This is a genomic window from Enterobacter sp. UNJFSC 003 (genome assembly GCF_036903355.1).
Taxonomy (GTDB): Bacteria; Pseudomonadota; Gammaproteobacteria; order Enterobacterales; family Enterobacteriaceae; genus Enterobacter.
In genome coordinates this window covers 292,137-318,765 of record NZ_JBAKHK010000003.1, presented here as the reverse complement: position 1 = coordinate 318,765, position 26,629 = coordinate 292,137, and the positions used below count along the sequence as shown (strand labels likewise).

General features: G+C 53.6%; 28 protein-coding genes. 12 read left to right on the top strand and 16 right to left on the bottom strand.

The features are described 5' to 3' along the window. The first annotated feature begins 96 nt into the window (after window positions 1-96). Together V5P19_RS11710 and V5P19_RS11705 are read left to right on the top strand one after the other, a co-directional pair. The gene (locus V5P19_RS11710) at window positions 97-462 is read left to right on the top strand and encodes a VOC family protein (protein ID WP_334403382.1); all 366 of its coding nucleotides are present in this window, start codon (window positions 97-99) and stop codon (window positions 460-462) included. A 13-nt stretch (window positions 463-475) separates the two neighbouring features. Then, complete coding sequence (locus tag V5P19_RS11705) at window positions 476-1,156, top strand: YafY family protein (RefSeq protein WP_334403380.1); 681 nt, start codon at window positions 476-478, stop codon at window positions 1,154-1,156. 31 nt (window positions 1,157-1,187) lie between these two features. Here the strand turns inward: V5P19_RS11705 and V5P19_RS11700 are convergent, their stop codons facing one another. Both V5P19_RS11700 and V5P19_RS11695 read right to left on the bottom strand, forming a co-directional pair. Further along, a complete protein-coding gene (locus V5P19_RS11700) occupies window positions 1,188-2,066 on the bottom strand; it encodes a nucleoside-specific channel-forming protein Tsx (protein WP_334403378.1) in 879 nt (292 codons plus the stop codon). A 264-nt stretch (window positions 2,067-2,330) separates the two neighbouring features. Further along, window positions 2,331-2,870 carry a DUF3251 domain-containing protein gene (locus tag V5P19_RS11695; RefSeq protein ID WP_334403376.1) on the bottom strand — a complete coding sequence of 180 codons (540 nt, stop codon included), beginning with the start codon at window positions 2,868-2,870 and terminating at the stop codon, window positions 2,331-2,333. A gap of 152 nt (window positions 2,871-3,022) precedes the next feature. On the opposite strand from V5P19_RS11695, the gene nrdR reads away from it, so the two are divergent. The 5 genes from nrdR to thiL all read left to right on the top strand — a co-directional run bounded on the left by nrdR (window position 3,023) and on the right by thiL (window position 6,629). Further along, on the top strand, window positions 3,023-3,472 hold the full coding sequence (gene nrdR / locus V5P19_RS11690) for a transcriptional regulator NrdR (RefSeq protein ID WP_006176872.1): 450 nt from the start codon (window positions 3,023-3,025) through the stop codon (window positions 3,470-3,472). 4 nt (window positions 3,473-3,476) lie between these two features. Then, window positions 3,477-4,580, top strand: a complete 1,104-nt coding sequence (ribD, locus tag V5P19_RS11685) for a bifunctional diaminohydroxyphosphoribosylaminopyrimidine deaminase/5-amino-6-(5-phosphoribosylamino)uracil reductase RibD (RefSeq protein WP_334403374.1) — start codon at window positions 3,477-3,479, stop codon at window positions 4,578-4,580. An 87-nt stretch (window positions 4,581-4,667) separates the two neighbouring features. After that, on the top strand, window positions 4,668-5,138 hold the full coding sequence (gene ribE, locus V5P19_RS11680) for a 6,7-dimethyl-8-ribityllumazine synthase (protein ID WP_006176874.1): 471 nt from the start codon (window positions 4,668-4,670) through the stop codon (window positions 5,136-5,138). A 21-nt stretch (window positions 5,139-5,159) separates the two neighbouring features. Then, the gene (gene nusB, locus V5P19_RS11675) at window positions 5,160-5,579 is read left to right on the top strand and encodes a transcription antitermination factor NusB (RefSeq protein ID WP_131633282.1); all 420 of its coding nucleotides are present in this window, start codon (window positions 5,160-5,162) and stop codon (window positions 5,577-5,579) included. Between the two features lie 78 nt (window positions 5,580-5,657). Further along, complete coding sequence (gene thiL / locus V5P19_RS11670) at window positions 5,658-6,629, top strand: thiamine-phosphate kinase (protein WP_334403369.1); 972 nt, start codon at window positions 5,658-5,660, stop codon at window positions 6,627-6,629. Window positions 6,630-6,687: 58 nt separating this feature from the next. Here thiL and V5P19_RS11665 read toward each other — a convergent pair whose 3' ends face one another. The 4 genes from V5P19_RS11665 to xseB form a co-directional block, all read right to left on the bottom strand. After that, complete coding sequence (locus tag V5P19_RS11665) at window positions 6,688-7,662, bottom strand: aldo/keto reductase (protein ID WP_334403367.1); 975 nt, start codon at window positions 7,660-7,662, stop codon at window positions 6,688-6,690. Window positions 7,663-7,724: 62 nt separating this feature from the next. Continuing rightward, entirely contained in the window at window positions 7,725-9,587 is a 1,863-nt protein-coding gene (gene dxs, locus V5P19_RS11660) for a 1-deoxy-D-xylulose-5-phosphate synthase (RefSeq protein WP_334403365.1), read from the bottom strand. A 24-nt stretch (window positions 9,588-9,611) separates the two neighbouring features. Further along, a complete protein-coding gene (gene ispA / locus V5P19_RS11655; protein WP_334403363.1) occupies window positions 9,612-10,511 on the bottom strand; it encodes a (2E,6E)-farnesyl diphosphate synthase in 900 nt (299 codons plus the stop codon). Continuing rightward, window positions 10,512-10,754, bottom strand: a complete 243-nt coding sequence (xseB, locus tag V5P19_RS11650) for an exodeoxyribonuclease VII small subunit (protein WP_008503331.1) — start codon at window positions 10,752-10,754, stop codon at window positions 10,512-10,514. Window positions 10,755-10,945: 191 nt separating this feature from the next. Between xseB and thiI the strand changes: the two genes are divergently transcribed. Further along, window positions 10,946-12,394 (top strand): tRNA uracil 4-sulfurtransferase ThiI, encoded by a 1,449-nt coding sequence (thiI, locus tag V5P19_RS11645; protein WP_334403361.1) that lies wholly within the window; start codon window positions 10,946-10,948, stop codon window positions 12,392-12,394. Window positions 12,395-12,502: 108 nt separating this feature from the next. On the opposite strand, the gene yajL is transcribed toward thiI, so the two are convergent. Both yajL and panE read right to left on the bottom strand, forming a co-directional pair. Next, the gene (gene yajL / locus V5P19_RS11640) at window positions 12,503-13,093 is read right to left on the bottom strand and encodes a protein deglycase YajL (RefSeq protein ID WP_334403359.1); all 591 of its coding nucleotides are present in this window, start codon (window positions 13,091-13,093) and stop codon (window positions 12,503-12,505) included. Next, the gene (gene panE / locus V5P19_RS11635) at window positions 13,056-13,967 is read right to left on the bottom strand and encodes a 2-dehydropantoate 2-reductase (protein WP_334403357.1); all 912 of its coding nucleotides are present in this window, start codon (window positions 13,965-13,967) and stop codon (window positions 13,056-13,058) included. Before panE ends, yajL begins: the two co-directional genes overlap by 38 nt. A gap of 124 nt (window positions 13,968-14,091) precedes the next feature. On the opposite strand from panE, the gene V5P19_RS11630 reads away from it, so the two are divergent. Next, a complete protein-coding gene (locus V5P19_RS11630) occupies window positions 14,092-14,583 on the top strand; it encodes a YajQ family cyclic di-GMP-binding protein (protein WP_042320808.1) in 492 nt (163 codons plus the stop codon). A gap of 32 nt (window positions 14,584-14,615) precedes the next feature. On the opposite strand, the gene V5P19_RS11625 is transcribed toward V5P19_RS11630, so the two are convergent. From V5P19_RS11625 to V5P19_RS11590, 8 genes are all read right to left on the bottom strand, one after another. Then, window positions 14,616-15,977, bottom strand: a complete 1,362-nt coding sequence (locus V5P19_RS11625; RefSeq protein WP_334403352.1) for an MFS transporter — start codon at window positions 15,975-15,977, stop codon at window positions 14,616-14,618. Window positions 15,978-16,126: 149 nt separating this feature from the next. After that, window positions 16,127-17,014, bottom strand: a complete 888-nt coding sequence (gene cyoE, locus V5P19_RS11620; protein WP_182059825.1) for a heme o synthase — start codon at window positions 17,012-17,014, stop codon at window positions 16,127-16,129. 11 nt (window positions 17,015-17,025) lie between these two features. Beyond that, window positions 17,026-17,352, bottom strand: a complete 327-nt coding sequence (locus V5P19_RS11615; protein ID WP_006809888.1) for a cytochrome o ubiquinol oxidase subunit IV — start codon at window positions 17,350-17,352, stop codon at window positions 17,026-17,028. Then, window positions 17,352-17,966: a cytochrome o ubiquinol oxidase subunit III gene (locus V5P19_RS11610; protein WP_119935298.1), complete on the bottom strand. Its 615-nt coding sequence runs from the start codon at window positions 17,964-17,966 to the stop codon at window positions 17,352-17,354. Before V5P19_RS11610 ends, V5P19_RS11615 begins: the two co-directional genes overlap by 1 nt. Continuing rightward, complete coding sequence (cyoB, locus tag V5P19_RS11605) at window positions 17,956-19,947, bottom strand: cytochrome o ubiquinol oxidase subunit I (protein WP_334403348.1); 1,992 nt, start codon at window positions 19,945-19,947, stop codon at window positions 17,956-17,958. Before cyoB ends, V5P19_RS11610 begins: the two co-directional genes overlap by 11 nt. A gap of 16 nt (window positions 19,948-19,963) precedes the next feature. Then, window positions 19,964-20,911 carry a cytochrome o ubiquinol oxidase subunit II gene (gene cyoA, locus V5P19_RS11600; protein WP_334403346.1) on the bottom strand — a complete coding sequence of 316 codons (948 nt, stop codon included), beginning with the start codon at window positions 20,909-20,911 and terminating at the stop codon, window positions 19,964-19,966. Between the two features lie 477 nt (window positions 20,912-21,388). Continuing rightward, on the bottom strand, window positions 21,389-22,864 hold the full coding sequence (ampG, locus tag V5P19_RS11595) for a muropeptide MFS transporter AmpG (RefSeq protein ID WP_334403344.1): 1,476 nt from the start codon (window positions 22,862-22,864) through the stop codon (window positions 21,389-21,391). A 45-nt stretch (window positions 22,865-22,909) separates the two neighbouring features. Further along, entirely contained in the window at window positions 22,910-23,488 is a 579-nt protein-coding gene (locus V5P19_RS11590) for a lipoprotein (RefSeq protein WP_334403342.1), read from the bottom strand. 305 nt (window positions 23,489-23,793) lie between these two features. On the opposite strand from V5P19_RS11590, the gene bolA reads away from it, so the two are divergent. The 3 genes from bolA (at window position 23,794) to clpP (ending at window position 26,624) form a co-directional block, all read left to right on the top strand. Beyond that, a complete protein-coding gene (gene bolA / locus V5P19_RS11585) occupies window positions 23,794-24,111 on the top strand; it encodes a transcriptional regulator BolA (RefSeq protein WP_334403340.1) in 318 nt (105 codons plus the stop codon). 330 nt (window positions 24,112-24,441) lie between these two features. Next, window positions 24,442-25,740 carry a trigger factor gene (tig, locus tag V5P19_RS11580; RefSeq protein ID WP_334403338.1) on the top strand — a complete coding sequence of 433 codons (1,299 nt, stop codon included), beginning with the start codon at window positions 24,442-24,444 and terminating at the stop codon, window positions 25,738-25,740. 260 nt (window positions 25,741-26,000) lie between these two features. Further along, on the top strand, window positions 26,001-26,624 hold the full coding sequence (clpP, locus tag V5P19_RS11575; protein WP_334403336.1) for an ATP-dependent Clp endopeptidase proteolytic subunit ClpP: 624 nt from the start codon (window positions 26,001-26,003) through the stop codon (window positions 26,622-26,624). Window positions 26,625-26,629: the final 5 nt, after the last annotated feature.

Below are 26,629 nucleotides of genomic sequence, written 5' to 3'. Positions count from 1 at the left end.
TTTTTTTGTCTGCTCCTGACAAACACTCCTGACAGTATGCTGTCAGGAGCCCTGTCGTAGACTCCTTCTGAACCGAAAAAACAGGAAGGAGTACCTATGAAAAGTGTAATTAACTGGTTTGAGATCCCCGTCGCTGATATGGATCGCGCCATCAAATTTTATGAGCCGGTGATGCAGCTGGCGCTGCGTCGCGAGAAAATGGACTGTGCGGAACTTGCTGTTTTCCCGCATGAAGACCCGGGAACCGGCGGTGCGCTGGCAAAATTTGACGGTATTACACCTTCGTTGCAGGGCGCTATTATTTACCTGCATACTGACAATCTGGCGGCCACGCTAGACCGCATTGCTTCTGCAGGCGGTGCGTGCGTGTTTGGTCCGCTGGATTTACCTAACGGTATTGGCACGATTGCCCTGTTTACCGACAGCGAAGGTAATCGCGTCGGCCTTCATCAACCCGTTTGAGAGCTAAAATAACATGACCCGACGCGCTGACCGTTTGTTTCAGATTGTGCAGATCCTCCGGGGTAGACGTCTGACAACGGCAGCGCATCTGGCAGAGAGGCTGAACGTTTCCGAGCGTACGGTCTATCGCGATATCCGCGACCTGTCGCTCTCCGGCGTGCCGGTGGAAGGCGAGGCGGGAAGTGGCTACAGGCTGATGTCGGGTTTCGACCTTCCGCCGTTAATGCTGACCCATAAGGAATCCGAAGCGCTGATGGTGGCGATTCGCCTGCTCAAAACCTGGGGAGGGGAATCGCTGTCGCGTGAGCTGGAATCGGCTCAGGAGAAGGTGCTGGCTATTTTGCCAGAGGAGAGTCGTCGAAAGGCGGAGCAGACGCGAATTTATGCGCCCGATATCGCGCTTCAGCCGCATTCACGTAGCGGTTTCGATGTGATTCATCAGGCGATATCTGCACAGCGCGTATTGGCGCTGCATTATCGGGATGAAGCCGGGCAGCTCTCAAAGCGTGAGGTTCAGCCGCTGGGGCTATTCTTCTGGGGGGAACACTGGCTGCTCGCCGCATGGTGTGAACGGCGCAATGACTATCGTTGTTTTCGACTCGACAGGTGTCTCAACATTGTGCTGACGGAGCGGCGGTTTAGCGAGAGTGCAGACAGGTCGCTGGCCGATTTTCTGCGCAAGGTGAAGCAGTAAAAAGCCAGCGGTTAAGCTGGCTTAATGCACATCAGAAGTTGTAACCCACGACCAGGTAACCACCCCAACCGGTAGAACGGACGTTTTCTTTCATCCAGTTCAGGTCGGCATCATCGTTCCACTGACCACCGTTGTGCCAGTAACGTGCCACTACAGAGTAGTGCCAGTGATCGTAGTTCAGCGCCAGGATGTGGCTGGAGGCGATGGAGTCGTTGGTACGCTGCTTAATACCGTTCTCTGCGTAACCGCTCTTATCGCCCAGATCTGAACCCCAGTCGAAGTTGGTGAAGCCGATATAGCTCAGGTTACCGCCCCACAGCTGGGTGATTGGTACAAAGTATTTCACTTTGAAACGGTAGCCATCCCACTCATTTTCGTTCTCGGCACCGTAGTTCTGCCATTGATACTTAGCGTACACGTTCAGAGACAGGCTCATTGGCAGGCCGGTGTCGATGTCCGTACCCAGACCCATGTACCAGGTGCTCTGGCGACCGGATTTGTTGCGGCCCATGTCGTAGATGTAGTTGTTCGCGAAGTACCACTCTTTGAACGGACCAAACGCCAGGCTGGTGCCGGTCAGCTTATCAATGGAGAAGCGTGGTTCGATTTCCATGAACAGTGGTGAACCGTGGTTCCAGATACCTTTAGCCTGGGTGTTACCGCCGAAGAAGACCGGCGCATCCATATAGCCGTAGAAATCAAACCAGTCTTTCTTGGCGAAGGCTTCGTATTCCAGGTAGGTATCGTTACGGATTTGTGGTCCGAAACGGGTGTGGTAGCTGCCAACCACGTTTACGCTCTGGTGCCACCAGTCGGAGAGGTACTGAGGTTTATCGTTTTCCGCTGCGTTAACAGTGAAAGAGGATGACAGTGCCAGCACTGCGCCAGCTGCGAGTAATGTTTTTTTCATAATCATGCCACTGATTGAAATTCCCTTCCGGGAGTGAAAAATGCGCGAATTGCGTTTCTAAATATTTCATGTTTCTGCGAGCCTATTATAGGAATCCTTGCTCACAAAAATACGTGTTGTTTCACATATCTCTCACATACGTAATCGATTGCGTTCACGTTTGCGTACTTTAAACGGCCGGGATTGTAACGGCAATCATTTCTGTTGCCAATCTTTGCGGGATGTAAATGTTAGCGGAGTGACATTGCACTCCGCTAAGGGAGGTTATTGCGCGGCGGGTTGGATGTCGTGGATGCGGATAAAACCTAACTGCTCAGGCGAAAGGCCGCTCAGTTGAAGCGGGATATCAACATCGCTCGGAGCCAGCGTGCTGGCGGGGGCGGTGAAGAGCTGATTTTTCACGTTCACTTCCTGGTAGCTTTCCGTGGTGCCCTGAATCTGCCCCCATTCTACGGTGCCGCTAAAGGCGGGCAGCGGATCGTTGGATTCACCCTGTATGCGCAATGTTGCGCGCGTACCATCCGCGTTGGCCGCAACGTTAACCAGCGACATTTTTAGCATGCCAACCTGGCTATTGAGTCGCGCAGGGGTATTCGCACCCGGCAGCAGATACACCCCGCTGCTGGATTTCGCGTTCAGCGCGTTTTGCTGGGTAATCTTCACCGTTTCTTTGTTCAGTTTATTCATTGCCGTATTAAGCGTGTTCACGCTTTGTTTCATCTGGCGGACTTCAGTTTGCTGTGCACAGGCGCTAAGGGTAAAGAGGCTCCCCACCAGCAGAATTTTCAGGTAACGTCTTGTCATTGCGTTTAATTCCTTGAAATAACGGATCTTGGTAATGGTAGCCAGCTTCGTCACGGGAGGCATAGATCCTTTGTCTCAAAAAGCTCTTCCTTTGTTGTCAGGCCAGATCAGGGTAAAATGAAAATCAGTTAACTGGATAACAGGGATACCGTATGCATTGCCCATTCTGCTCCGCTGTGGATACCAAAGTCATCGACTCTCGCCTGGTGGGCGAAGGGTCTTCCGTACGCCGCCGTCGGCAGTGTCTGGTGTGCAACGAGCGTTTCACGACCTTCGAGGTTGCGGAGCTGGTGATGCCGCGCGTGGTAAAAAGTAACGACGTGCGCGAGCCGTTTAACGAAGAGAAGCTGCGCAGCGGGATGCTGAAAGCGCTGGAAAAACGTCCTGTCAGCGCAGATGACGTTGAAATGGCGTTAAACCACATCAAATCTCATCTTCGTGGCTTAGGCGAGCGTGAGGTGCCGAGCAAAATGATCGGCAACCTGGTGATGGAGCAGTTGAAAAAGCTCGATAAAGTCGCCTATATCCGCTTCGCCTCTGTGTACCGCAGCTTTGAAGATATCAAAGAGTTCGGCGAAGAGATCGCCCGCTTACAGGATTAAGCCCATGCAGGATGAGATTTACATGGCTCGCGCCATGAAGCTGGCGCAGCGAGGGCGTTTCACTACCCATCCCAATCCCAACGTGGGGTGCGTCATTGTTAAAGACGGCGAGGTAGTGGGTGAAGGTTTTCACTACCGCGCGGGCGAACCGCATGCCGAAGTGCACGCGTTACGCATGGCCGGTGAGAAGGCGCGCGGAGCCACAGCCTACGTGACGCTTGAACCCTGCAGCCACCACGGACGCACGCCGCCGTGCTGCGAAGCGCTGATTGCAGCGGGCGTTTCACGCGTTGTCGCCTCTATGCAGGATCCCAATCCGCAGGTTGCCGGGCGGGGCCTGTATCGTCTTCAGCAGGAAGGCATCGACGTCAGCCACGGGCTGATGATGCAAGACGCAGAAGCGCTCAACAAAGGCTTCCTGAAGCGCATGCGCACGGGTTTCCCGTACATTCAGCTCAAGCTGGGCGCCTCGCTGGATGGACGTACAGCGATGGCGAACGGTGAGAGCCAGTGGATCACCTCTCCACAGGCAAGGCGCGATGTGCAACGTCTGCGCGCGCAAAGTCATGCTATCCTCACCAGCAGTGAAACGGTTTTGGCTGACGATCCGGCCATGACCGTGCGCTGGGACGAATTGAATACCGATACTCAGGCGCTCTATCCGCAGCAAAACCTGCGTCAGCCGCTGCGTATTATCATTGATAGTCAGAACCGCGTGACACCGGAGCACCGTATCGTGCAACAGCCCGGTGAGACCTGGATTGCCCGCACTCAAGAAGATACGCGTGAATGGCCTGAAGGCGTGCGCAGCATTATGGTGCCGGAGCATAACGGGCATCTCGATCTCGTGGTGCTGATGATGCTGCTGGGCAAACAGCAGGTGAACAGCATCTGGGTGGAAGCGGGTCCATCGCTTGCCGGCGCGCTGCTGCAGGCTGGGCTGGTGGATGAGCTTCTCGTCTACGTAGCGCCTAAACTGTTAGGCAGCGATGCGCGCGGTCTGTTTGTGCTGCCCGGCCTTGAAAAACTGGCCGACGCCCCACAACTCAAATTTAGCGAGATTCGTCCGGTTGGCCCGGATGTCTGCCTCCATTTGACGACAGCGTAATTGCTCCTGAAATAGGGAAGCAGTGCGCAAAGTATTATGATAAAATCCGCCCCCCTGCGGGGCCAAATGAACCCGTAAAGGAAGAGTATGAACATTATTGAAGCTGCTGTAGCTACCCCGGACGCTCGCGTCGCCATCACCATTGCGCGTTTCAACAACTTCATCAACGACAGCCTGCTGGAAGGTGCTATCGACGCACTGAAACGTATCGGCCAGGTTAAAGATGACAACATTACCGTTGTTTGGGTTCCAGGTGCTTACGAACTGCCACTGGCAGCTGGCGCGCTGGCAAAAACCGGTAAATACGACGCGGTGATTGCACTGGGTACTGTTATTCGTGGCGGCACTGCGCACTTCGAATACGTTGCGGGCGGTGCAAGCAATGGTCTGGCACACGTTGCGCAGGATGCTGAAATTCCTGTCGCGTTTGGCGTGCTGACCACCGAAAGTATTGAGCAAGCCATCGAACGTGCTGGCACCAAAGCCGGTAACAAAGGTGCAGAAGCTGCACTGACCGCGCTTGAAATGATCAATGTATTGAAAGCCATCAAGGCCTGATTTTTTTGTAAGGGGAATTCCGTGAAACCTGCTGCTCGTCGCCGCGCCCGTGAATGTGCCGTTCAGGCGCTTTACTCCTGGCAGTTGTCCCAGAACGACATCGCTGATGTTGAATACCAGTTCCTGTCAGAACAGGACGTGAAAGACGTTGACGTTCTGTACTTCCGTGAACTGCTGTCGGGAGTGGCGACTAATAGCGCGTATCTCGACGGTCTGATGAAGCCATACCTCTCCCGTTTGCTTGAAGAACTGGGTCAGGTGGAAAAAGCAGTGTTGCGTATCGCGCTGTTTGAGCTGTCCAAACGTGATGATGTGCCGTACAAAGTGGCCATCAACGAAGCGATCGAACTGGCCAAAACCTTCGGTGCTGAAGACAGCCACAAGTTTGTTAACGGCGTGCTGGATAAAGCCGCCCCTGCGATCCGTCCCCGCAAAAAGTGATCCGCAAACCGGAGTCTTGCGTTGCCTTACCGGCAGTGCGGCTCCGGTTTTTTTATTTCCTTTGCTGAGGCATAACGTATGGCTTGCGGCGAATTCTCCCTGATTGCGCGTTATTTTGACCGTGTCAGAACCTCTCGTCTTGATGTTGAAACCGGCATCGGCGATGACTGTGCACTTCTCAATATTCCCGAAAAACAGACGCTGGCGATCAGCACCGACACCTTAGTGTGCGGGCGTCATTTCTTGCCGGATATCGATCCTGCCGACCTGGCGTATAAAGCGCTGGCCGTTAATGTGAGCGATCTGGCGGCAATGGGTGCCGATCCGGCATGGCTAACGCTGGCCTTAACCCTGCCGAATGTCGATGAACCCTGGCTTGAGGCCTTCAGCGACGCGTTATTCGAACAGCTTAATTATTACGATATGCAGCTGATTGGCGGCGATACCACAGCCGGCCCGCTGTCGATGACGCTGGCGATCCACGGCTATGTCCCTGTCGGACGCGCGCTAAAACGCTCGGGCGCTAAGCCGGGTGACTGGATCTACGTAACCGGTACGCCGGGAGATAGCGCGGCGGGGCTCGCCATTCTTCAGGATCGTTTAGTCGTGAAGGATAGCGAGGACTCCGCGTATCTTGTGAAGCGTCATCTGCGTCCAACACCGCGTATTCTTCACGGTCAGGCGCTGCGCGAACGTGCGAGTTCGGCCATCGATCTCTCTGACGGGCTTGTTTCCGATCTGGGGCATATCCTCAAAGCCAGCGGCGTTGGCGCACGTATCGATCTGGATCTGTTCCCGCTGTCAGAGCAACTGCTTCGCCACGTTGAACCTGAGCAGGCCCTGCGATGGGCGCTCTCTGGCGGCGAAGACTATGAGCTGTGCTTTACCGTACCGGAACTCAACCGGGGAACGCTCGACGTAGCATTAGCCCATCTTGGCGCGACGTTTACCTGTATCGGGCAGATTATGCCCGAGAGTGAAGGGCTGAAGTTTGTGAAAGAGGGTGTACCTGTGGCGCTCGACTGGAAAGGTTATGACCATTTCGCGTAACGCATCTTCGCTACTCCCCCCTCATCCCTTCGGGGAGAGGGGGGAGGGAGGATGAGGCTTACTTAAACCCCGCTAGCGGATGCTGCTGGTACGGCGTCTCCAGTTCAGCAATCTGCTCCGGCGTCAGGGTTAAATCCACCGCGCTCAGCAGTTCATCCAGCTGCTCTTCCCGTGATGTCCCGATAATAGGTGCTGCAACGCCGCGTTTGCTCAGCACCCAAGCCAGCGCCACCTGTGCGCGCGTGGCACCCGTATCGTCTGCGATACCTGCCAGACGCTCGGCAATCAAGGCGTCACTGCCCTCGGTTCCCTCATACAGGGTTTTGCCAAACTCATCCGACACAGAGCGAGCCGTCGTTTCACCCCACGGGCGGGTCAAACGCCCGCGCGCCAGTGGGCTCCATGGGATCACCGCCACGCCCTCCTGGTAGCAGAGGGGCAGCATCTCGCGCTCTTCTTCTCGATAGATCAGATTGTAGTGATCCTGCATGGTCACAAACCGTGCCCAGCCGTGCTGGGCCTGGAGAGCAAGCGCCTGAGCGAACTGCGAAGCATGCATAGAGGATGCGCCGATATAACGCGCTTTGCCTGCCTTCACTACGTCGTTCAGGGCATCGAGCGTCTCCTCGATAGGGGTGTTGTAATCCCAGCGATGGATTTGCAGCAGATCGACGTAGTCCATGTTCAGGCGACGGAGGCTATCATCGATTGAGCGCAGGATTTGCGCACGGGAAAGGCCTTCTTCCAGGTCGCCCACCTGATGGTAAACCTTGGTGGCCACAACGACATCTTCACGCCGGGCAAAATCGCGCAGGGCGCGGCCTACGATCTCTTCGCTGCTGCCGTCTGAGTAGCTATTGGCGGTATCAAAGAAATTAATGCCTCTGTCGAGAGCATGTTTGATGATGGGACGGCTACTCTCTTCCGGTAGCGTCCAGGCGTGTTTTCCCCGGTCAGGCTCGCCAAAGGTCATGCAGCCCAGGCAAAGTCGGGAAACGTTAAGGTCTGTTTGTCCTAGCGTCGTGTATTGCACGGTTCCACTCCTGCTTTGTAAATATTACGTTTAAGCATAGCAGGAGCGGAACAGGGGAGATGTTATGCCAGCCAGGTACGAATTTTAGCTTCGATACCGTCAGCATCCAGGCCAACGGCCGCACGGGCCTCGTCCTGAGTACCCTGAGGAATGAAATGATCCGGCAAACCGAGGTTCAGTACCGGAACGGCTTTACGATTCGCCATCAGCACTTCATTCACACCGCTGCCCGCGCCGCCCATAATGGCGTTTTCTTCCAGGGTCACCAGCACGTCATGGCTTTCCGCCATGCTGAGGATCAGGGATTCATCGAGCGGCTTCACAAAGCGCATATCCACCAGGGTAGCATTCAGCGTTTCGGCGACTTTTGCCGCTTCTGGCATCAGCGTGCCAAAGTTCAGGATCGCCACTCTTTCACCGCGACGTTTTACCAGCCCTTTGCCAATTTCCAGTTTTTCCAGCGGCTGGAGTTCAACACCCACGGCATTCCCGCGAGGGTAGCGAACCGCGCTCGGGCCATCCTGATAGTGGTAGCCGGTAAACAGCATCTGGCGACATTCGTTCTCGTCGCTTGGCGTCATGATAACCATGTCGGGGATGCAGCGCAGGAACGACAGGTCGAATGCGCCCTGGTGCGTCTGGCCGTCAGCCCCCACGATGCCCGCGCGGTCGATAGCAAACAGCACCGGCAGCTTCTGGATGGCAACGTCATGGATAACCTGATCGTAGGCGCGCTGCAGGAAGGTGGAATAGATGGCGACAACGGGTTTATAGCCGCCAATTGCGAGGCCTGCTGCGAAGGTGACCGCATGCTGCTCGGCAATCGCCACGTCAAAATACTGGTCAGGATATTTTTTAGAGAACTCCACCATGCCCGAGCCTTCGCGCATGGCCGGCGTGACCGCCATCAGCTTGTTATCTTTTGCGGCGGTTTCACACAGCCAGTCGCCGAAGATCTTTGAATAGCTCGGCATGCCGCCGCTGCTTTTCGGCAGGCAGCCGCTGGTCGGGTCAAATTTGGGTACCGCGTGGAAGGTGATGGGATCTTTTTCCGCCGGTTCGTAACCGCGTCCTTTTTTGGTCATGATGTGCAGGAACTGCGGGCCTTTCAGATCGCGCATGTTCTTAAGCGTCGTGACCAGTCCCAGCACGTCGTGGCCGTCGACCGGGCCGATATAGTTAAAGCCCAACTCTTCAAACAGCGTGCCGGGCACCACCATACCTTTGATATGTTCTTCGGTGCGTTTGAGCAGCTCTTTAATCGGCGGAACGCCGGAGAAGACTTTTTTACCGCCTTCGCGCAGCGTGGAGTAAAGTTTACCGGAGAGCAGCTGGGCCAGATGGTTGTTCAGCGCGCCGACGTTCTCGGAGATCGACATCTCATTATCGTTGAGAACAACCAGCATGTCCGGCTTGATATCGCCCGCATGGTTCATGGCCTCAAAGGCCATACCGGCGGTGATCGCGCCATCGCCAATCACGCAGACGGTGCGGCGCTGTTTATTCTCTTTTTCGGCAGCGACCGCAATACCGATGCCCGCAGAGATAGAGGTGGACGAGTGACCGACGCTTAGCACGTCATATTCACTCTCACCGCGCCACGGGAAGGGGTGCAACCCGCCTTTCTGGCGGATGGTACCAATTTTATCGCGACGACCGGTCAGAATTTTGTGCGGATATGCCTGGTGGCCTACGTCCCAAATCAGCTGATCGAACGGCGTGTTATAAACGTAATGCAGCGCCACGGTCAGCTCAACCGTGCCAAGCCCGGAGGCGAAATGGCCGCTGGAGCGGCTAACGCTGTCGAGCAGGTAGCGACGCAGTTCGTCGCACAGCTTCGGCAGGCTCTCTTTCGGCAACAGACGTAACTCCTGGGTGGAGTCAACTAACGCCAGTGTCGGGTATTTGGCAATATCAAAACTCATCAAAGGCTCATCGAGATAGTGTGTTTATTTATCACGCTGGATTATATAGTCCGCTAGCGCTTCCAGTGCCGAGGTATCCAGCGATTGCGCGGCCAGCTGATTCAGCGACTGGCGGGCATCCTCAATCAGATCCCGGGCTTTACGTTGGGCTTGCTCAAGGCCCAGCAGGGCGGGGTAGGTACTTTTGCCAAGCTGCTGATCCGCACCCTGACGTTTTCCCAATGTTGCAGTATCGCCCACCACATCCAGAATGTCATCCTGAACCTGGAATGCCAGACCGATACTTTCTGCGTATCTGTCCAGAACCGGCAGTGCTTTACGCCCTTGCTCGCCCGCGCTCAGTGCGCCCAGGCGAACGGCTGCACGAATTAATGCCCCCGTCTTATGACGATGAATTCGCTCCAGCTGTTCCAGATTAACCTGACGGCCTTCCGCCTCGAGATCCAGCGCCTGACCGCCGCACATTCCTGCAACGCCGCTGGCCATCGCCAGTTCTGACACCATCGCCAGGCGGTCACGATCGCTCACTTCAACCATCGGTGCATCGCTTAAAATCGAGAACGCCAGCGTTTGCAGAGCATCGCCCGCCAGAATAGCGCTGGCTTCGCCAAACTTGATATGACAGGTCGGCTGACCGCGACGCAGATCGTCATCGTCCATGGCCGGTAGGTCGTCGTGGATCAGCGAGTAGGCGTGGATGCACTCAACGGCGGCTGCCGGGGCGTCCAGCGTGTTATCGCTGATACCAAACATATTGCCTGTGGCGTACACCAGGAACGGACGCAGGCGTTTACCGCCTAAGAGTGCGCCATAGTGCATGGCCTCAACCAGAGGAGTGTTCTGAAAAGGCTGTGGTTCGATAAAACGGCGCAGGGCGTCGTTGGCGCGCATGACGCGCGCCTGAAGCTGGTTGGCAAAGTCCATTTACTCGGCGTCCGGTGTGAATGGCGTTGTTTTGGCGTCTTCGCTATCGGACAGCAGGATCTGCACGCGCTGCTCGGCCTGCTGCAGTTTAACCTGCCCCTGGCGCGCCAGCTGCACGCCGCGCTCAAATTCGTTGAGCGCCTCTTCCAGCGGTAAATCACCGCTCTCTAGGCGGGTGACAATCTGCTCCAGCTCACTCAGCGCAGTTTCAAAACTGGCCGGTGCGTCGTTTTTCTTCGGCATAGTGAATTGACTCTTATATTCTTCGCCCCGACATGGTAACGGACTCGGAGCAATTATCAAATAACGCGCAATGTGCACAGGAGCGGCGCGTTGGTGGTATACTTGCGCGCCTGGATGCAGCCACGGGTGTGGGCTGCTGTATCATTTTCCAATACAAGCCTTAATCCGCTTGCCTAAGAAACATTGCCGCCATGAAGTTTATCATTAAATTGTTCCCTGAAATCACCATCAAAAGCCAATCTGTGCGTTTGCGCTTTATTAAAATTCTCACCGGGAACATTCGTAACGTATTAAAGCATTACGACGAAACCCTCGCTGTGGTTCGTCACTGGGATCACGTTGAAGTCCGTGCGAAAGACGAGAACAAACGTCTTGATATCCGCGATGCGCTGTCCCGTATTCCAGGTATCCACCATATTCTGGAAGTGGAAGATGTTCCTTTCACCGATATGCATGACATCTTCGAAAAAGCGCTGGCCCAGTACCGCGATCAGATCGAAGGCAAAACCTTCTGCGTGCGCGCGAAGCGCCGCGGCAAACATGAATTCAGCTCTATTGAGGTGGAACGTTACGTTGGTGGCGGTCTGAACCAGCACGTTGAGTCCGCGCGCGTGCGCCTGACCAACCCTGAAGTCACCGTGAATCTGGAGATCGAAAACGATCGCCTGCTGCTGGTGAAAGGCCGCTATGAAGGGATCGGCGGTTTCCCGATCGGTACCCAGGAGGATGTGCTGTCGCTGATCTCCGGTGGTTTCGACTCCGGCGTGTCCAGCTACATGCTGATGCGCCGCGGCTGTCGCGTACACTACTGCTTCTTCAACCTGGGCGGCGCCGCGCATGAAATTGGCGTGCGTCAGGTGGCGCATTATCTTTGGAACCGCTTCGGCAGTTCACACCGCGTGCGTTTTGTGGCGATCAACTTTGAACCGGTTGTTGGCGAAATCCTTGAAAAAGTAGATGACGGCCAGATGGGCGTGGTGCTGAAGCGCATGATGGTGCGCGCGGCATCCAAAGTGGCGGAGCGCTACGGAGTGCAGGCACTGGTCACCGGCGAAGCGCTGGGCCAGGTCTCCAGCCAGACGCTGACCAACCTGCGCCTGATCGACAACGTATCTGACACCCTGATCCTGCGTCCGCTGATCTCTCATGATAAAGAGCACATCATCGATCTGGCACGTGAAATCGGGACAGAAGATTTTGCCCGTACCATGCCGGAGTATTGCGGTGTGATCTCGAAAAGCCCGACGGTAAAAGCGGTGAAGGCGAAGATTGAAGCGGAAGAAGAGAATTTCGATTTCGCTATTCTTGAGAAGGTGGTGGCGGAAGCGTCTAACATCGATATCCGCGAGATCGCCCAGCAGACGCAGCAGGACGTGGTTGAAGTGGAAACCGTCAGCGGTTTTGGCGACAGCGATGTGATTGTGGATATTCGTTCAATTGACGAACAGGATGCCAGCCCGCTGAACGTTGAAGGCGTAGAGGTGATTTCTCTGCCGTTTTACAAGCTGAGCACAAAATTTGGCGACCTCGACAAGAGCAAAACGTATTTGCTGTGGTGCGAGCGTGGGGTAATGAGCCGTCTGCAGGCGCTGTATCTGCGCGAGCAGGGCTTTGCCAACGTGAAGGTATATCGCCCATAGTGTATTGCAGGGGAGTGCGGCCTAAGGCCCTGATCCCGACTCTCTCCCTCTCACACGGGGAGAGGGAGAAAATCGATGAAACGGCAACCTTGTGTTGCCGTTTTGCTTTTATTCAAAGTAATTATAAATCCCCGCCGGCATTACCAGCGACGACGCCACTTCATAGGCCTTTTCTCGCCCAACCAGCAGATCGATAATTTTCAGCGCAAAATCAATGGCGGTACCCGGCCCTTGGCTGGTGAGCAGGTTGACGCGCGGATCCCAGACGACGCGTTTATCCACCCAGTGTTCCTCTGGAATCGTATCCTTTAGCCCAGGGAAGCCGGTCATATTGCCGACAGGGAAAATGTTGTGTGGAATCAGCACCGTTCCGGCTGCGGCGCAAATGGTCGCAACGATGCGGCCAGAAAGGTGGAATTGCCTGACGGTTTCGACCAGCAGGGGGCTATCGCGAAAACACTCTGCACCCTTGAGGCCACCGGGGAGTACGATGATGTCATACTCCCCATCAGCCACCTGGACAAGCGGCGCATCCGCCAGGATCGTCACCCCGCGTGAGCAGGTGACAGCGAGATTACCGTCGCTGGCGACGCTGGCAGTTGTTACGTCTATGCCACCACGCACCATCAAATCAATGGTAGTGACTGCTTCCATTTCTTCGCTACCAGGGGCGAGGCATACCAGTGCCGACGCGCTCATACTCACTCTCCTTACGTTTAACCATGTCATACAGGCGTGCGTTCTCGGGCACTGTGATGCCGTGTGCGCGAGCGCGTTTTAGCAAATAACCCGTAATGTAGTCGATCTCTGTGTGACGCAGCGCCCGAACATCCTGCAGCATCGAAGAGATATTTTCTGCTGTACTATCAATAATCTGTTCGACGTAATGGCGGAGATCGTCTGCCGATGTGTGTAAGCCTTCGCGCTCAATAACCGAGGCCACTTCTGCGCACAGCGTGGCAACTTCTTGCGGGTGGTTTTTCAGCTCACCGTTCGGACAATCCCACAGCGCGGTTAGCGGGTTAATCACGCAGTTAACGGCCAGCTTGCGCCACAGTTGAGGGCGAATGTTGTTGTGCCAGGCCACGTCCGGCAGGACCGTTTGCAGAACATCCGCCACGTAACTGTAGTCGCCATCCTGCTCGCGGGCCGGGCCAATATGCGTTATCCCACTGGCGACATGTACGATGATCGTGCCGTCACGCCGAGCAGCGTGGGTTGTCGTGGCCATCAGCAACGGTTGAGCGATGCTTTTTAACTCATCAATCGTACCCATACCGTTATGCAGCAGCAAAACCGGTGATGTGGAGGGGAGTTGGGCGGCCAGCGCTTTTACGGCATCTGACACCTGCCACGCCTTGAGCGTGACCAGCAGCAGATCGCTTTGTGCCAGAAAATCAGGATCGTTTGCGATAAGTGATTCGTTGAAGATACTTCCGTCTTCAGCTATCAGGTTTACACTACAATAGGGCTGGGGCACGCGCAGCCAGCCTTGCACTTCGTGTCCGTGTTTGCAAAGTGCGGTCAACCACAGCTGACCAAGAGCTCCGCATCCGAGCACTGTAATTTTCATTGTTCCTCCTCACCTGCAACTGCGCCAGGTGTTACGGCCTAAGTATAGCGCCGTCAGCTAAGCTTCTCGTTATGCCTCGTTGCGGGTATTATGCAACGCAACAAAAATGAATGGAGAAGAAAAGATGCCATCTTTCGATATTGTTTCCGAAGTTGATATCCAGGAAGTTCGCAACGGCGTAGATAACGCAAGCCGCGAAGTTGAGTCACGTTTCGATTTTCGTGGCGTTGAGGCGACGTTTGAACTGAACGATGCAAATAAGACCATTAAGGTCCTGAGCGAATCAGATTTCCAGGTTAACCAACTTCTGGATATCCTGCGCGCTAAGCTGCTAAAACGCGGCATTGAAGGCACCTCACTGGATGTACCGGAAGAGTTCGTGCATAGCGGCAAAACCTGGTTTGTTGAAGCCAAACTGAAGCAGGGCATTGAGAGCGCGGTACAGAAGAAAATCGTTAAGCTCATCAAGGACAGCAAGCTGAAGGTGCAGGCACAAATCCAGGGTGAAGAGATTCGCGTAACCGGGAAATCCCGTGACGATCTGCAGGGCGTGATGGCGCTGATCCGTGGCGGCGATCTGGGACAGCCGTTCCAGTTCAAAAATTTCCGCGATTAAGACAAAAATGCCCGGTTACACCGGGCATTTTTTCAGGCTTTCAGGGCCTGCTCCACTTCAAAGCGGTTAGTCACCTTACTGTCAATTTTGACATAGGCACTGCGCTCTTCGGGGGCGATAAGCACTTCACTCACCCCCTCCGTGGCTTCAAGACGCAGTTTCAGCGCATCATTGGCTTCTATGCCGTCAGGTATTTCTACACGCAGGCTGCTCACATAGCGTGGCTCTTTCATGGTGCTGGCAACAAACAGCCAGACCATCGCCAGCAGCGCACCCGCCAGAAATACGGTTTGCGAATCAAACAGACCGTCTACCCACCCGCCGATCGCGCCGCCAATAGCCACGCCAATAAACTGGCTGGTGGAGTAAATGCCCATTGCCGTGCCTTTATAACCCGCCGGTGATTCCTTGCTGATAAGCGACGGCAAAAGTGCTTCCATCAGGTTAAACGCCAGGAAGAATAGCTGCACGCCAGCGACAAGCTCCCAGAAGTGCGGGCCTGACCCCCAGAGCACGATCTCGGCAATCAGCAGGACCGCCACGCAGCCCACGAAGACGCGCTTCATCTTACGCTTCACTTCGGCATAGATGATAAAAGGCACTACCGAGATGAATGAAATCAACATCGTCACCAGGTAGATTTTCCAGTGCTCAGAGGCCGGGAAACCCGCCGCTGCCAGCTGGCCGGGCAGGGCCACAAAGGTCGACATCAGCAGAATGTGCAGACACATAATGCCAAAGTTCAGCTTCAACAGGCGCGGCTCAACGAGCACCTTGCTAAAGCAACCTTTCACCATTCCGGATTCACGGTTCAGGACGTGATTCTTACTGTCAGGAACAACCCACAGCGTTAAGGCAATGCCGATGGTCGCCAGCACGGCAATCATCCAGAACAGCGCATGCAGACCTAATTTATGCGTAATAATGGGGCCGAGCACCATCGCAATGGCAAAGGTGACGCCAAAGCTGACGCCGATGAAGGCCATTGCTTTGGTTCTGTTCTGTTCACGGGTTAAATCAGACAGCAGCGCCATTACGGCAGCAGCAATTGCGCCGGAACCCTGCAGGGCGCGGCCCAGGATAATGCCCCAGATGGAGTGGGAGAGGGCGGCAATGATGCTGCCCAGCACAAAGACGAGCAGCCCGCCGACAATCAGCGGCTTGCGGCCAACGCGGTCCGAAAGCAGGCCAAAGGGGATCTGGAATACCGCCTGAGCCAAACCGTAGATGCCAATCGCCAGGCCAATGAGGGCCTCACTGGCTCCCTGCAATGCCATGCCGTACGTGGTCAGAACAGGCAGGACCATAAACATGCCAAGCATCCGCAGCGAGAAAACAGTCCCTAAACCCCAGGTTGCGCGCAACTCGCCTGGCGTCATTTTATAATCGTTCATTACCACCTCAGTTCAAAAGCAGGCCATAGTGTAGTGCGGGTAAGGGGCGGGGTAAATAAAGGGTTATTTAACAAATATTACATGCATTATTAATAGATTCAGCGAATAAAAAAGGGTGCCGAAGCACCCCTTTATTCACCTGATGCGACTTACCAGACGTAAGTCAGCAGGTTATGTGAGTCTGGCACCATGAAGTCAACGGACATCATCACGGACAAAGAGGTAATCGCCACAATCGAGAACACAAACAGCTTGCGTGCCCAGACTTTGTCATCTTCCACTTTGTAGCCGCGCAGGGCCATACCGAGCCACCAGACGCTCACGGCAGCTGCCACGACCAGATATTTATACCCAGCGTAGCCGCCCAGAGAGAGCATCAGCGTCGCCACGGCAAAGGCGATGATGTACAGCGTGATATGGTTCTTGGCAACGGAAATGCCTTTCACGACCGGCAGAACCGGAATGTTCGCTGCCTGATAATCCTTGAAGCGGAAAATCGCGATGGCATAGGAGTGCGGCATCTGCCACAGGCTAAAGATAGCCAGCAGAATCAGCGCACCGCTGTCGAACTCGTTCGTGACGGCGCAGTAGCCAATCACCGGCGGCGCAGCGCCGGAGAGAGAACCAATCAGCGTACCGTAGACGGAGTGACGTTTCATATAGAGGCTGTATACGCCTACATACACCACGAACCCCATCACCCCAAGCCAGCAGGCCAGCGGGTTAGCGCCAAACCACAGCAGCATAAAGCCAGCAATACCCAGCAAGGTGGCGTACACCAGCGAGACGGAAGGGGCGATCAGGCCTTTCACCAGCACCCGATTTTTGGTCCTTTCCATCTTCTTGTCGATATCCATGTCGATGTAGTTATTAAATACACAACCGGACGCAACAACCAGGGACACACCGACCAGCGTAGAAATAAAGAGGGTGTAATCGATGCTGCCTTTAGAGGCCAGCAGGAACCCTCCGATCACGGAGATCAGGTTGCCAAAGATGATGCCTGGTTTCGTTACTTGCAGGTATTGCTTAAACATACTCGCCGCTCTTAGTGAACCATCATGTTGTAGTTAAGGTTCCACATAATCCAGATGGAACCGACTACCAGGATAGCGATGATAATCACGGTAAAGATAAAGGCCGTCATATTCCAGCCTTCATCGGACTTGGTGTTCATGTGCAGGAAGCAAACCAGATGCACCAGAATCTGAATCACAGCGGTTACCAGGATTGCACCCAGAATAACCGGCTTAGACGCAGAGCCGTTCATCACCATCCAGAACGGGATAACCGTCAGGATGATCGACAGGATGAAACCTGTCATGTAGGTTTTTACGCTACCGTGGGAAGCGCCATGATCGTTTGAATGACTCATTACATCGCCCCCATTAGATAAACAACAGAGAACACACAGATCCATACCACGTCCAGGAAGTGCCAGAACAAGCTCAGGCACATGATACGGGTACGGTTAGTATTGGTCAGGCCGCGACGGTGTACCTGGAACATCAGTACCGCCATCCAGATCAGACCGGACGTTACGTGCAGACCGTGAGTACCTACCAGCGCAAAGAACGCGGACAGGAAACCACTGCGATCCGGGCCGAAGCCTTCCATGATCAGGTGATGGAATTCATAGATTTCCATCCCGATAAATCCAGCACCAAACAACCAGGTCAGCGCCAGCCATGAAACAACCTGGCTCTTGTTGTTTTTGTACATGGCAATAGCAGCCATGCCGTAGGTGATGGAGCTGAACAACAGCAGTGCGGTTTCAACCAGTACGAACGGCAGTTCAAAAATGTCCTTACCCGCCGGGCCGCCCGCTGTGCCGTTCACCAGAACGGCATAGGTCGCGAACAGACAGCAGAACAGAATGCAGTCGCTCATCAGGTAGATCCAGAAACCGAAGACTTTCATCGGTCCTGTATCGTGGTGCGCATGCTCATGCGCGTGGGCAGTTGAGTGCGCCAGAGTATCAGTTGCCATTTTTCAGCCCCGCTTTAGAAATCTCGTCGAAATGCTGATTTTCCAGCTTTTCAACTTCACGGACTGGTACGTAGTAGTCCACGTCCTCGTCAAAGCTCTTCACAATCCAGCTGATTACGATGCCAGCGAAGCCAACAATCGCCATCCACCAGATATGCCAGATCATGGCGAAACCAAATACCGTCGCGAAGGCAGCAATAACAATGCCCGCACCGCTGTTTTTCGGCATGTGAATTTCTTCGTAATGATCGGGTTGCTTGTACGCTTCACCTTTTTCTTTCATTTCCCAGAATGCGTCCCGTTCATGGATCTGCGGCACAACAGCGAAGTTATAGAAAGGAGGTGGAGAAGAGGTCGCCCATTCCAGCGTACGGCCACCCCATGGGTCACCGGTCAGGTCACGGTTCTGATCGCGGTCGCGAATAGAAACGTAGAACTGAATCAGCTGAGACGCAATACCGCAGGCAATCAGAACCGCGCCGCCCGCTGCAACCATCAGCATTGGGTGGAACTGTGGATCAATCTGCTGGCTCAGGCGACGGGTCATACCCATGAAGCCCAGCACGTATAGCGGCATAAAGGCAACGAAGAAGCCGATGATCCAGAACCAGAACGCGCGTTTACCCCATTTTTCATTCAGGGTGAAACCGAACGCTTTAGGCCACCAGTAAGTTACGCCAGCGAAGCAGCCGAAGACTACGCCACCGATGATAACGTTATGGAAGTGCGCAATCAGGAACAGACTGTTGTGCAGAACGAAGTCAGCACCTGGCACCGCCAGCAGTACGCCAGTCATCCCACCGACAGAGAAGGTGACGATGAAGCCGATGGTCCACAGCATGGCTGAGTGGAACACGATACGGCCCTGGTACATGGTGAACAGCCAGTTGAAGATCTTAACCCCGGTAGGGATTGCGATAATCATGGTGGTGATACCGAAGAAGGCGTTTACGTTTGCGCCCGCACCCATGGTGAAGAAGTGGTGCAGCCAAACAATGAACGACAGCACGGTAATACACACGGTTGCCCACACCAGAGAGGTGTAACCAAACAGACGTTTACGCGAGAAGGTTGCAGCGATTTCGGAGAATACCCCGAAGACCGGCAGAACCAGGATGTACACTTCTGGATGTCCCCATGCCCAAATCAGGTTGATGTACATCATCATGTTGCCACCCATATCATTCGTGAAGAAATGGGTGCCCAGGTAGCGGTCCAGGGTCAGCAGCGCGACGGTGACAGTCAGAATTGGGAATGACGCGATAATCAGGATGTTGGCGCACAGAGATGCCCAGGTAAACACGGGCATCTTGAACATGGTCATGCCAGGGGCACGCATCTTGATAATGGTCACGAAGAAGTTGATACCGGTCAGGGTTGTACCGACACCGGAGAGCTGTAGCGCCCAAATCCAGTAATCGACGCCAACGCCAGGACTGTATTCAATTCCCGAAAGCGGCGGGTAAGCAAGCCAGCCGGTCTGTGCGAATTCGCCCACACCCAGTGACAGGTTAACCAGAATAACGCCGACAACGGTGAACCAGAAGCTCAGGTTGTTCAGGAATGGGAACGCAACGTCGCGTGCGCCGATTTGCAGCGGAACGACAACGTTCATCAGACCGATAACCAGCGGCATCGCCACGAAGAAGATCATGATAACGCCATGGGCGGTAAAGATCTGATCGTAGTGGTGTGGTGGCAGGAAGCCGGCTTCACCCGCAGACGCGAGCGCCTGCTGGCTACGCATCATGATCGCATCCGCAAAGCCACGAATTAACATGACGATACCGACGATGCAGTACATGATACCGAGTTTTTTGTGGTCAACCGAAGTCAGCCACTCATTCCACAGGTAGCTCCACTTACCGAAGTAAGTGATCAAGCCCAGTAAGGCTGCGCCACCAATGATAATTGCAGCCACCGTAATCACGATAATAGGTTCGTGGTACGGCACCGCATCCAGTGTCAATTTTCCGAACATTTTCTTCCTCGGCCCCTTAGTGAGCGGTTTCCGCGTGGCTCATGTCCATACCTTCCATACCTTCATGCGAGCTGTGCTCACCTTCAGGCTGGGTCATGTCCATGCTCTTGCCGTGATCCATAAATTTGCCAATTACGTCCTTGAACAAATCAGGTTTCACGTTAGAGAAGTACTCCACTTTGTTGTATTCGCTTGGAGTAGCCACTTTGTCGAACGCCGCCATGTCAGACATGGTGTTAGTAGACTGCTTCGCTTTTTCAACCCACTGGTCGAAAGCGGCACGGTCTGGCGTAGCGATAGCTTTGAACTTCATACCCGAGAAGCCCGGGCCACTATAGCTGGCGGAGATACCGTCGTAGGTGCCTGCTTCATTCGCGATCAGATGCAGGTTAGTCTGCATGCCGGCCATCGCGTAAATCTGGCTACCCAGACGCGGGATGAAGAAGGAGTTCATTACGGAGTTGGAGGTCACTTTGAACTGAACCGGAGTGTTCGCCGGGAAGGCGATTTCATTCACGGTAGCAATACCCTGTTCCGGATAGATGAAGAACCATTTCCAGTCCATGGAGACCACTTCGATGGTAATCGGTTTCTCATCGTGAACCAGCGGTTTGCTCGGCTCAAGCGCGTGAGTGGTTTTCCAGGTCAGCACGGCAAGGAACAGGATGATCAGAATAGGCACCGTCCAGACCACAGCTTCCACTTTATTGGAGTGTGACCAGTTAGGGCTATACTTCGCATCTTTATTGCTCGCACGATACTTCCAGGCGAAACCAACAGCCATCAAAATGGCTGGAATAACCACAATCATCATCAGGCCAAATGCCGTCAAAATCAGTGAACGTTGTTCCAGTCCAATCTGTCCTTTGGGGTCTAGTAGTGCAGAATCGCAGCCACTGAGTAATACAGTGCCCGCGAATAATGACAACCATCCCAAACTTTTATTGTATTTCCTGAGTCTCATTTAACGACCTCAATTCCACGGAGTCTGGTGGCGTTTAAAGTGTGGGGGCATTTTACGGGAAGGTTACATTACTGTAAACATCATTAGGCCTGTGTCAGGAAGGTGTTACTGGGTTCTGCCGCACATGTCACAAGTGTTGCAAATTATGTCGTTTTTTAAGACACAAGCCGCACGGTACGGGCTTTATAACGAAAGGACCCCCAAGCATACCCTAAATGGGGCAATTGGTATAACCATTGTTAAAAATAAACAAAAAATTAACAATTAATTATCAATTAAAAGACAACTAAAAAACGAAAATTCAATCTTTCAAAAGCTGAATCGTTTAATGAAAAATAGTATTTTGGAATTGGCTCCAATAATTTCCGAATGCTATCCCGCACGAAACAACAAATATTTTTTTTGCGGCTGTCGGTTATTTCGCCGTTATAATTTCGTGTCGTGATTACAACGGGAAATAACCTTTCGCTTTTACCTTCAGTTCATCCGAGTTTTACGTAAAGCCAGAAAATCGAGTAGCCCACCGGTCAGGATCCCAACGATTGCCAGCAGTGCTCCGGCATCCAGCAGAAGGGTTTCGAAAGGAAGCACCAACGACGTGGTGGCATTAATAATGAGCACCACAAGCCACAGCGCCAGCGCGAGACAGCCCACCATTAACAGACGCAAAGCAAAACGATAGGCACGATGATACTCGGTGCGCGGCATAAAGTGGTCTGTCCGCTGGGTATATTCCAGCGTCTGACGACAAACCAGCAACAGTAAAATGCCCGGCACAGCGGCAGCTACAGAGAAGAGATAAAATGCCGGCCAGCCATGCGCTTCAACAAACCAGCCCGCAATAGGACCAACATACACGCGACCGACGGCGGAAAGCGCCGACAGCAGGGCAAACTGCGTTGCTGAAAATGACTTATTGCAGAGCGTCATCAGCAGGGCGACAAACGCCGCGGTACCCATACCGCCGCAGAGGTTTTCAAAGAACACCGCTGTTGCCATGCTGATCGTGTGTTTATCGGTGATGGACAGCAGCCAGTAGCCCGCGTTAGACGCTCCCTGCAAAATGCCAAAGATGAGAAGCGCGCGGAAAAGCGTCAGGCGCTGCATCAAAACACCGCCGTACAATGCGCCAACAATGGTTGCCAGCAGCCCCAGGGTTTTATTGACTACGCCGACTTCTCCAGCATCAAATCCCACACCGCGGATGAGGAACGTGGTCGTCAGGCTCATCGCAAACGCATCGCCGAGCTTATAAAGGACAATCAGCAGCAGGATCAGCCAGGCATTATTGCGGCCAAAGAAGTCGCGTAACGGTTCGGCGACGGCCTGCTCCAGTGAGCGAGGAACCGGGATAACATCGCTTGGCTCCGGCGCAAACAGGGTGGCAATGATGCAGGGAATAAGCAGCGCGGCCATGAGCCAGTACATGCCCTGCCAGCCGAGGTAACGATCGGCAAGCCAGAGCGCCAGCCCGCCAGATACCAACATCCCCAGGCGATAGCCGAGTACGCTGATTGCAGCCCCAGCACCGCGCTCTTCCGCCGGGAGTACGTCCGTTTTCCAGGCATCGAATACGATATCCTGAGATGCCGAACAGAATGCGATCACTACCGCCAGAGCGGCCATCCAGCGTAGCTGTGTTGCCGGCTCAAGGAACCCCATTGCGGCAATGGCCAACAGCAGCAGGAGCTGAGTAATCACTAACCAACCGCGGCGACGCCCCAAAAACGGCGGGGTGTAGCGGTCCATCACTGGCGACCAGAGAAACTTAAAGACGTAAGCCTGGCCGACGAGAGAGAAGAACCCAATGGTTTTGAGATCGATATTCTCGACGGTCATCCATGCCTGCAAGGTGCCGGAGGTGAGCGCGAGAGGTAAACCGGAGGCGAAACCAAGGATCAGCAGAATGGCTGATTTCGGTTGCTGGAAAATGCGTAAGTAATGACTGGACATGTTTTTAAAAACTGACCCGGTACAACACCGGGTCAGTTCGCGGGATTAACGCGCGTTCTGCTTGATGAAGTCGTGGATGCTGGTGTCCTGCGCCATATCGGCGATGGTGTCGGTCAGCACGCTGTTAACAGCATCAGCAATATTTTTGTTGGAGGCCTGGAACGCGCCTTCAACGGAATAGCTTGCGCGGTAGTTTTTATTCATCTTATTGCCATTTTTCGCGGTAGCGATGATAGCAATGTCCGCTTTGGTGGCGATGTTGTAGCGAACGTTACCTTGGGAAACGTCAGCGTACAGATTGTTCACGATGATCTGCAGATCAACCGCGCCGCTTGGGCCAACCATATAACCACGCGAGGTCATCTGTTTCTCCAGGACTTCCTGCAGCAGGAAGCGCAGGTCGCGGGATGCGGTCAATGTCACCTGCTGGTTGTCACGCGTGACTTTTGCCAGAGCTTGGTCCTGACGCTGGTCAGCCCCGTTAATGCTCACCGTTACGCCCATCAGGCTTGGATCCTGCTGAGGCAGGGTAATTTTTGGTGAAACATCAATTGTCGTTGGCGGGGTAGCGCAACCTGCCAGCATAAAAAGTGCTACCAACGGAAAGAAGAGTTTTTTTAACATTTTCAGGTTCTCAACAAATCGTAAGCATATAGAGAGAAAAATTGCCGCCATCATAACATCGCCAACGGCCAGGGGAAGTGGTCAACGCATGTAAATTCATCGCCTTGTCTGAAAACTGACCAATGTGCCTTTTTTCTCCACCCGCGAATGACAAAACGTATGAGCCTCACAGTAGACTTCATTCGTTTGAATGAGAAAATCAGACGAAAGCTAAATATTTGTTGTCTTGTTGTAATGGAAACGGTAAAAGCGGCTAACATTTAAAGGGATGGGTGACATCCTGGCGTTGTCGGAGGAGTAATTTCATGATGATACGTGAGCAGATTGAAGATAAATTAAGGGCAGCGTTCAACCCTGTGTTCCTCGAAGTTGTCGACGAAAGCTATCGTCATAACGTGCCGGCAGGTTCTGAAAGCCACTTCAAAGTGGTTCTGGTTAGCGATCGTTTCTTGGGAGAACGTTTCCTGAACCGACACCGCCTGATCTACAGTACTTTGACGGAAGAACTCTCCACGACCGTACATGCGCTGGCGTTGCACACCTATACCATTAAGGAATGGGAAGGTTTGCAGGATACGGTCTTCGCATCACCGCCTTGTCGCGGGGCAGGCAGCATAGCCTGATAAATCGGATTTGCAACAGCCGGAGTTTTTCCAGTATGTTGCATACAGATTTCGTCAAAACGGCCTTCGGGCCGTTTTGTTTTGTCTGAGTTTTGAACGGATGGTGCGAATTTAAGACTAAAAATAGCCTTAAAGTGTGAAAAAAGCCGCAGCTACATGCCCCAACCGTTCTCGACTCACCTAAGTGATGCCGCTATAATGCCGCGTCTTATTGAATGTCTTCGGGATGATTCTGGCGACAGGGAATGTGAATCTGCACTAAGAGAGCATCCCGGTATAACAGACAGATTCAGAGTTGACCGAGCACTGTGATTTTTTTGAGGTAACAAGATGCAAGTTTCAGTTGAAACCACTCAAGGCCTTGGCCGCCGTGTAACGATTACTATCGCTGCTGACAGCATCGAAACTGCTGTGAAAAGCGAGCTGGTCAACGTAGCAAAAAAAGTACGTATTGACGGCTTCCGCAAGGGCAAAGTACCAATGAATGTTGTTGCTCAGCGTTATGGCGCTTCCGTGCGTCAGGATGTGCTGGGCGAGCTGATGAGCCGCAACTTTATCGATGCGATCATCAAAGAAAAAATCAACCCGGCCGGCGCACCAAACTACGTTCCAGGCGAATACAAAGAAGGTGAAGACTTCACTTACTCTGTAGAGTTTGAAGTGTACCCGGAAGTTGAGCTGAAAGGTCTGGAGTCCATCGAAGTTGAGAAACCGGTTGTTTCTGTAACTGACGAAGACGTTGACGGCATGCTGGACACCCTGCGTAAGCAGCAGGCGAACTGGAAAGACAAAGAAGGCGCTGTTGACGCTGAAGACCGTGTCACCATCGACTTTACCGGTTCAGTAGACGGCGAAGAGTTCGAAGGCGGCAAAGCGTCTGACTTCGTACTGGCAATGGGTCAGGGTCGCATGATCCCTGGCTTCGAAGACGGTATCAAAGGCCACAAAGCGGGCGAAGAGTTCACCATCGACGTGACCTTCCCTGAAGAATACCACGCTGAAAACCTGAAAGGTAAAGCAGCGAAGTTCGTGATCAACCTGAAGAAAGTTGAAGAGCGCGAACTGCCAGAACTGACCGAAGAGTTCATCAAGCGTTTCGGCGTGGAAGATGGTTCTGTCGCTGGTCTGCGTGCCGAAGTACGTAAAAACATGGAGCGCGAGCTGAACGGCGCTGTGCGTAACCGTGTTAAATCTCAGGCAATCGACGGTCTGGTGAAAGCGAACGACATTGACGTTCCCGCTGCACTGATTGACAGCGAAATCGACGTTCTGCGCCGTCAGGCTGCACAGCGTTTCGGTGGCAATCAGCAGCAAGCGATGGAACTGCCGCGTGAGCTGTTCGAAGAGCAAGCAAAACGCCGCGTTGTTGTTGGCCTGCTGTTGGGCGAAGTTATTCGTACCCACGAGCTGAAAGCTGACGAAGAGCGCGTGAAAGGCCTGATCGAAGAGATGGCTTCTGCGTACGAAGATCCATCAGAAGTTGTTGAGTTCTACGGCAAGAACAAAGAGCTGATGGACAACATGCGCAACGTCGCACTGGAAGAACAGGCTGTTGAAGCGGTACTGGCGAAAGCTAAAGTGTCCGAAAAAGCGACCTCTTTCAACGAACTGATGAACCAGCAGGCGTAATTTCGCCCCAACGGTTTAAAGTTTGAACAGAAAACCCGTTGCCTTCCGGCGACGGGTTTTTTTTATCACACCAATAGTCCAGGAAGAGTGCTAAAACGCCCTTTCAGTGTTAGCGTAACAACAAAAGGTTGTTATGCTTGAAATAGGGCAATGTGAACCCCATAAGTATGTAATCACGATCAATGAGACTGGCTGATAATCCGTCCATAAGGTTACAATCAGTACAGCAGGTGTTTTCAATTTAGATCCAGGAGACGGAAATGTCATACAGTGGCGAACGAGATAACTTTGCACCCCATATGGCGCTGGTGCCAATGGTTATTGAACAGACCTCACGTGGTGAGCGTTCTTTTGATATCTATTCCCGTCTGCTCAAGGAACGCGTTATCTTTCTGACTGGCCAGGTAGAAGACCACATGGCTAACCTGATCGTGGCGCAGATGCTGTTTCTGGAAGCGGAAAACCCAGAAAAAGACATTTACCTGTATATTAACTCCCCTGGTGGCGTGATTACGGCGGGTATGTCCATTTATGACACCATGCAATTCATCAAGCCGGATGTGAGCACGATCTGTATGGGTCAGGCAGCATCTATGGGTGCCTTCCTGTTAACCGCAGGGGCAAAAGGTAAGCGTTTCTGCCTGCCAAACTCCCGCGTGATGATTCACCAGCCGCTGGGTGGTTACCAGGGCCAGGCGACGGATATCGAAATCCACGCCCGCGAAATTCTGAAAGTAAAAGCGCGCATGAATGAACTTATGGCGCTGCATACGGGTCAATCTCTTGAGCAGATCGAGCGCGATACCGAGCGCGATCGCTTCCTCTCTGCACCTGAGGCAGTTGAGTACGGCTTAGTCGACTCCGTTTTGACCCATCGTAATTGATGCCC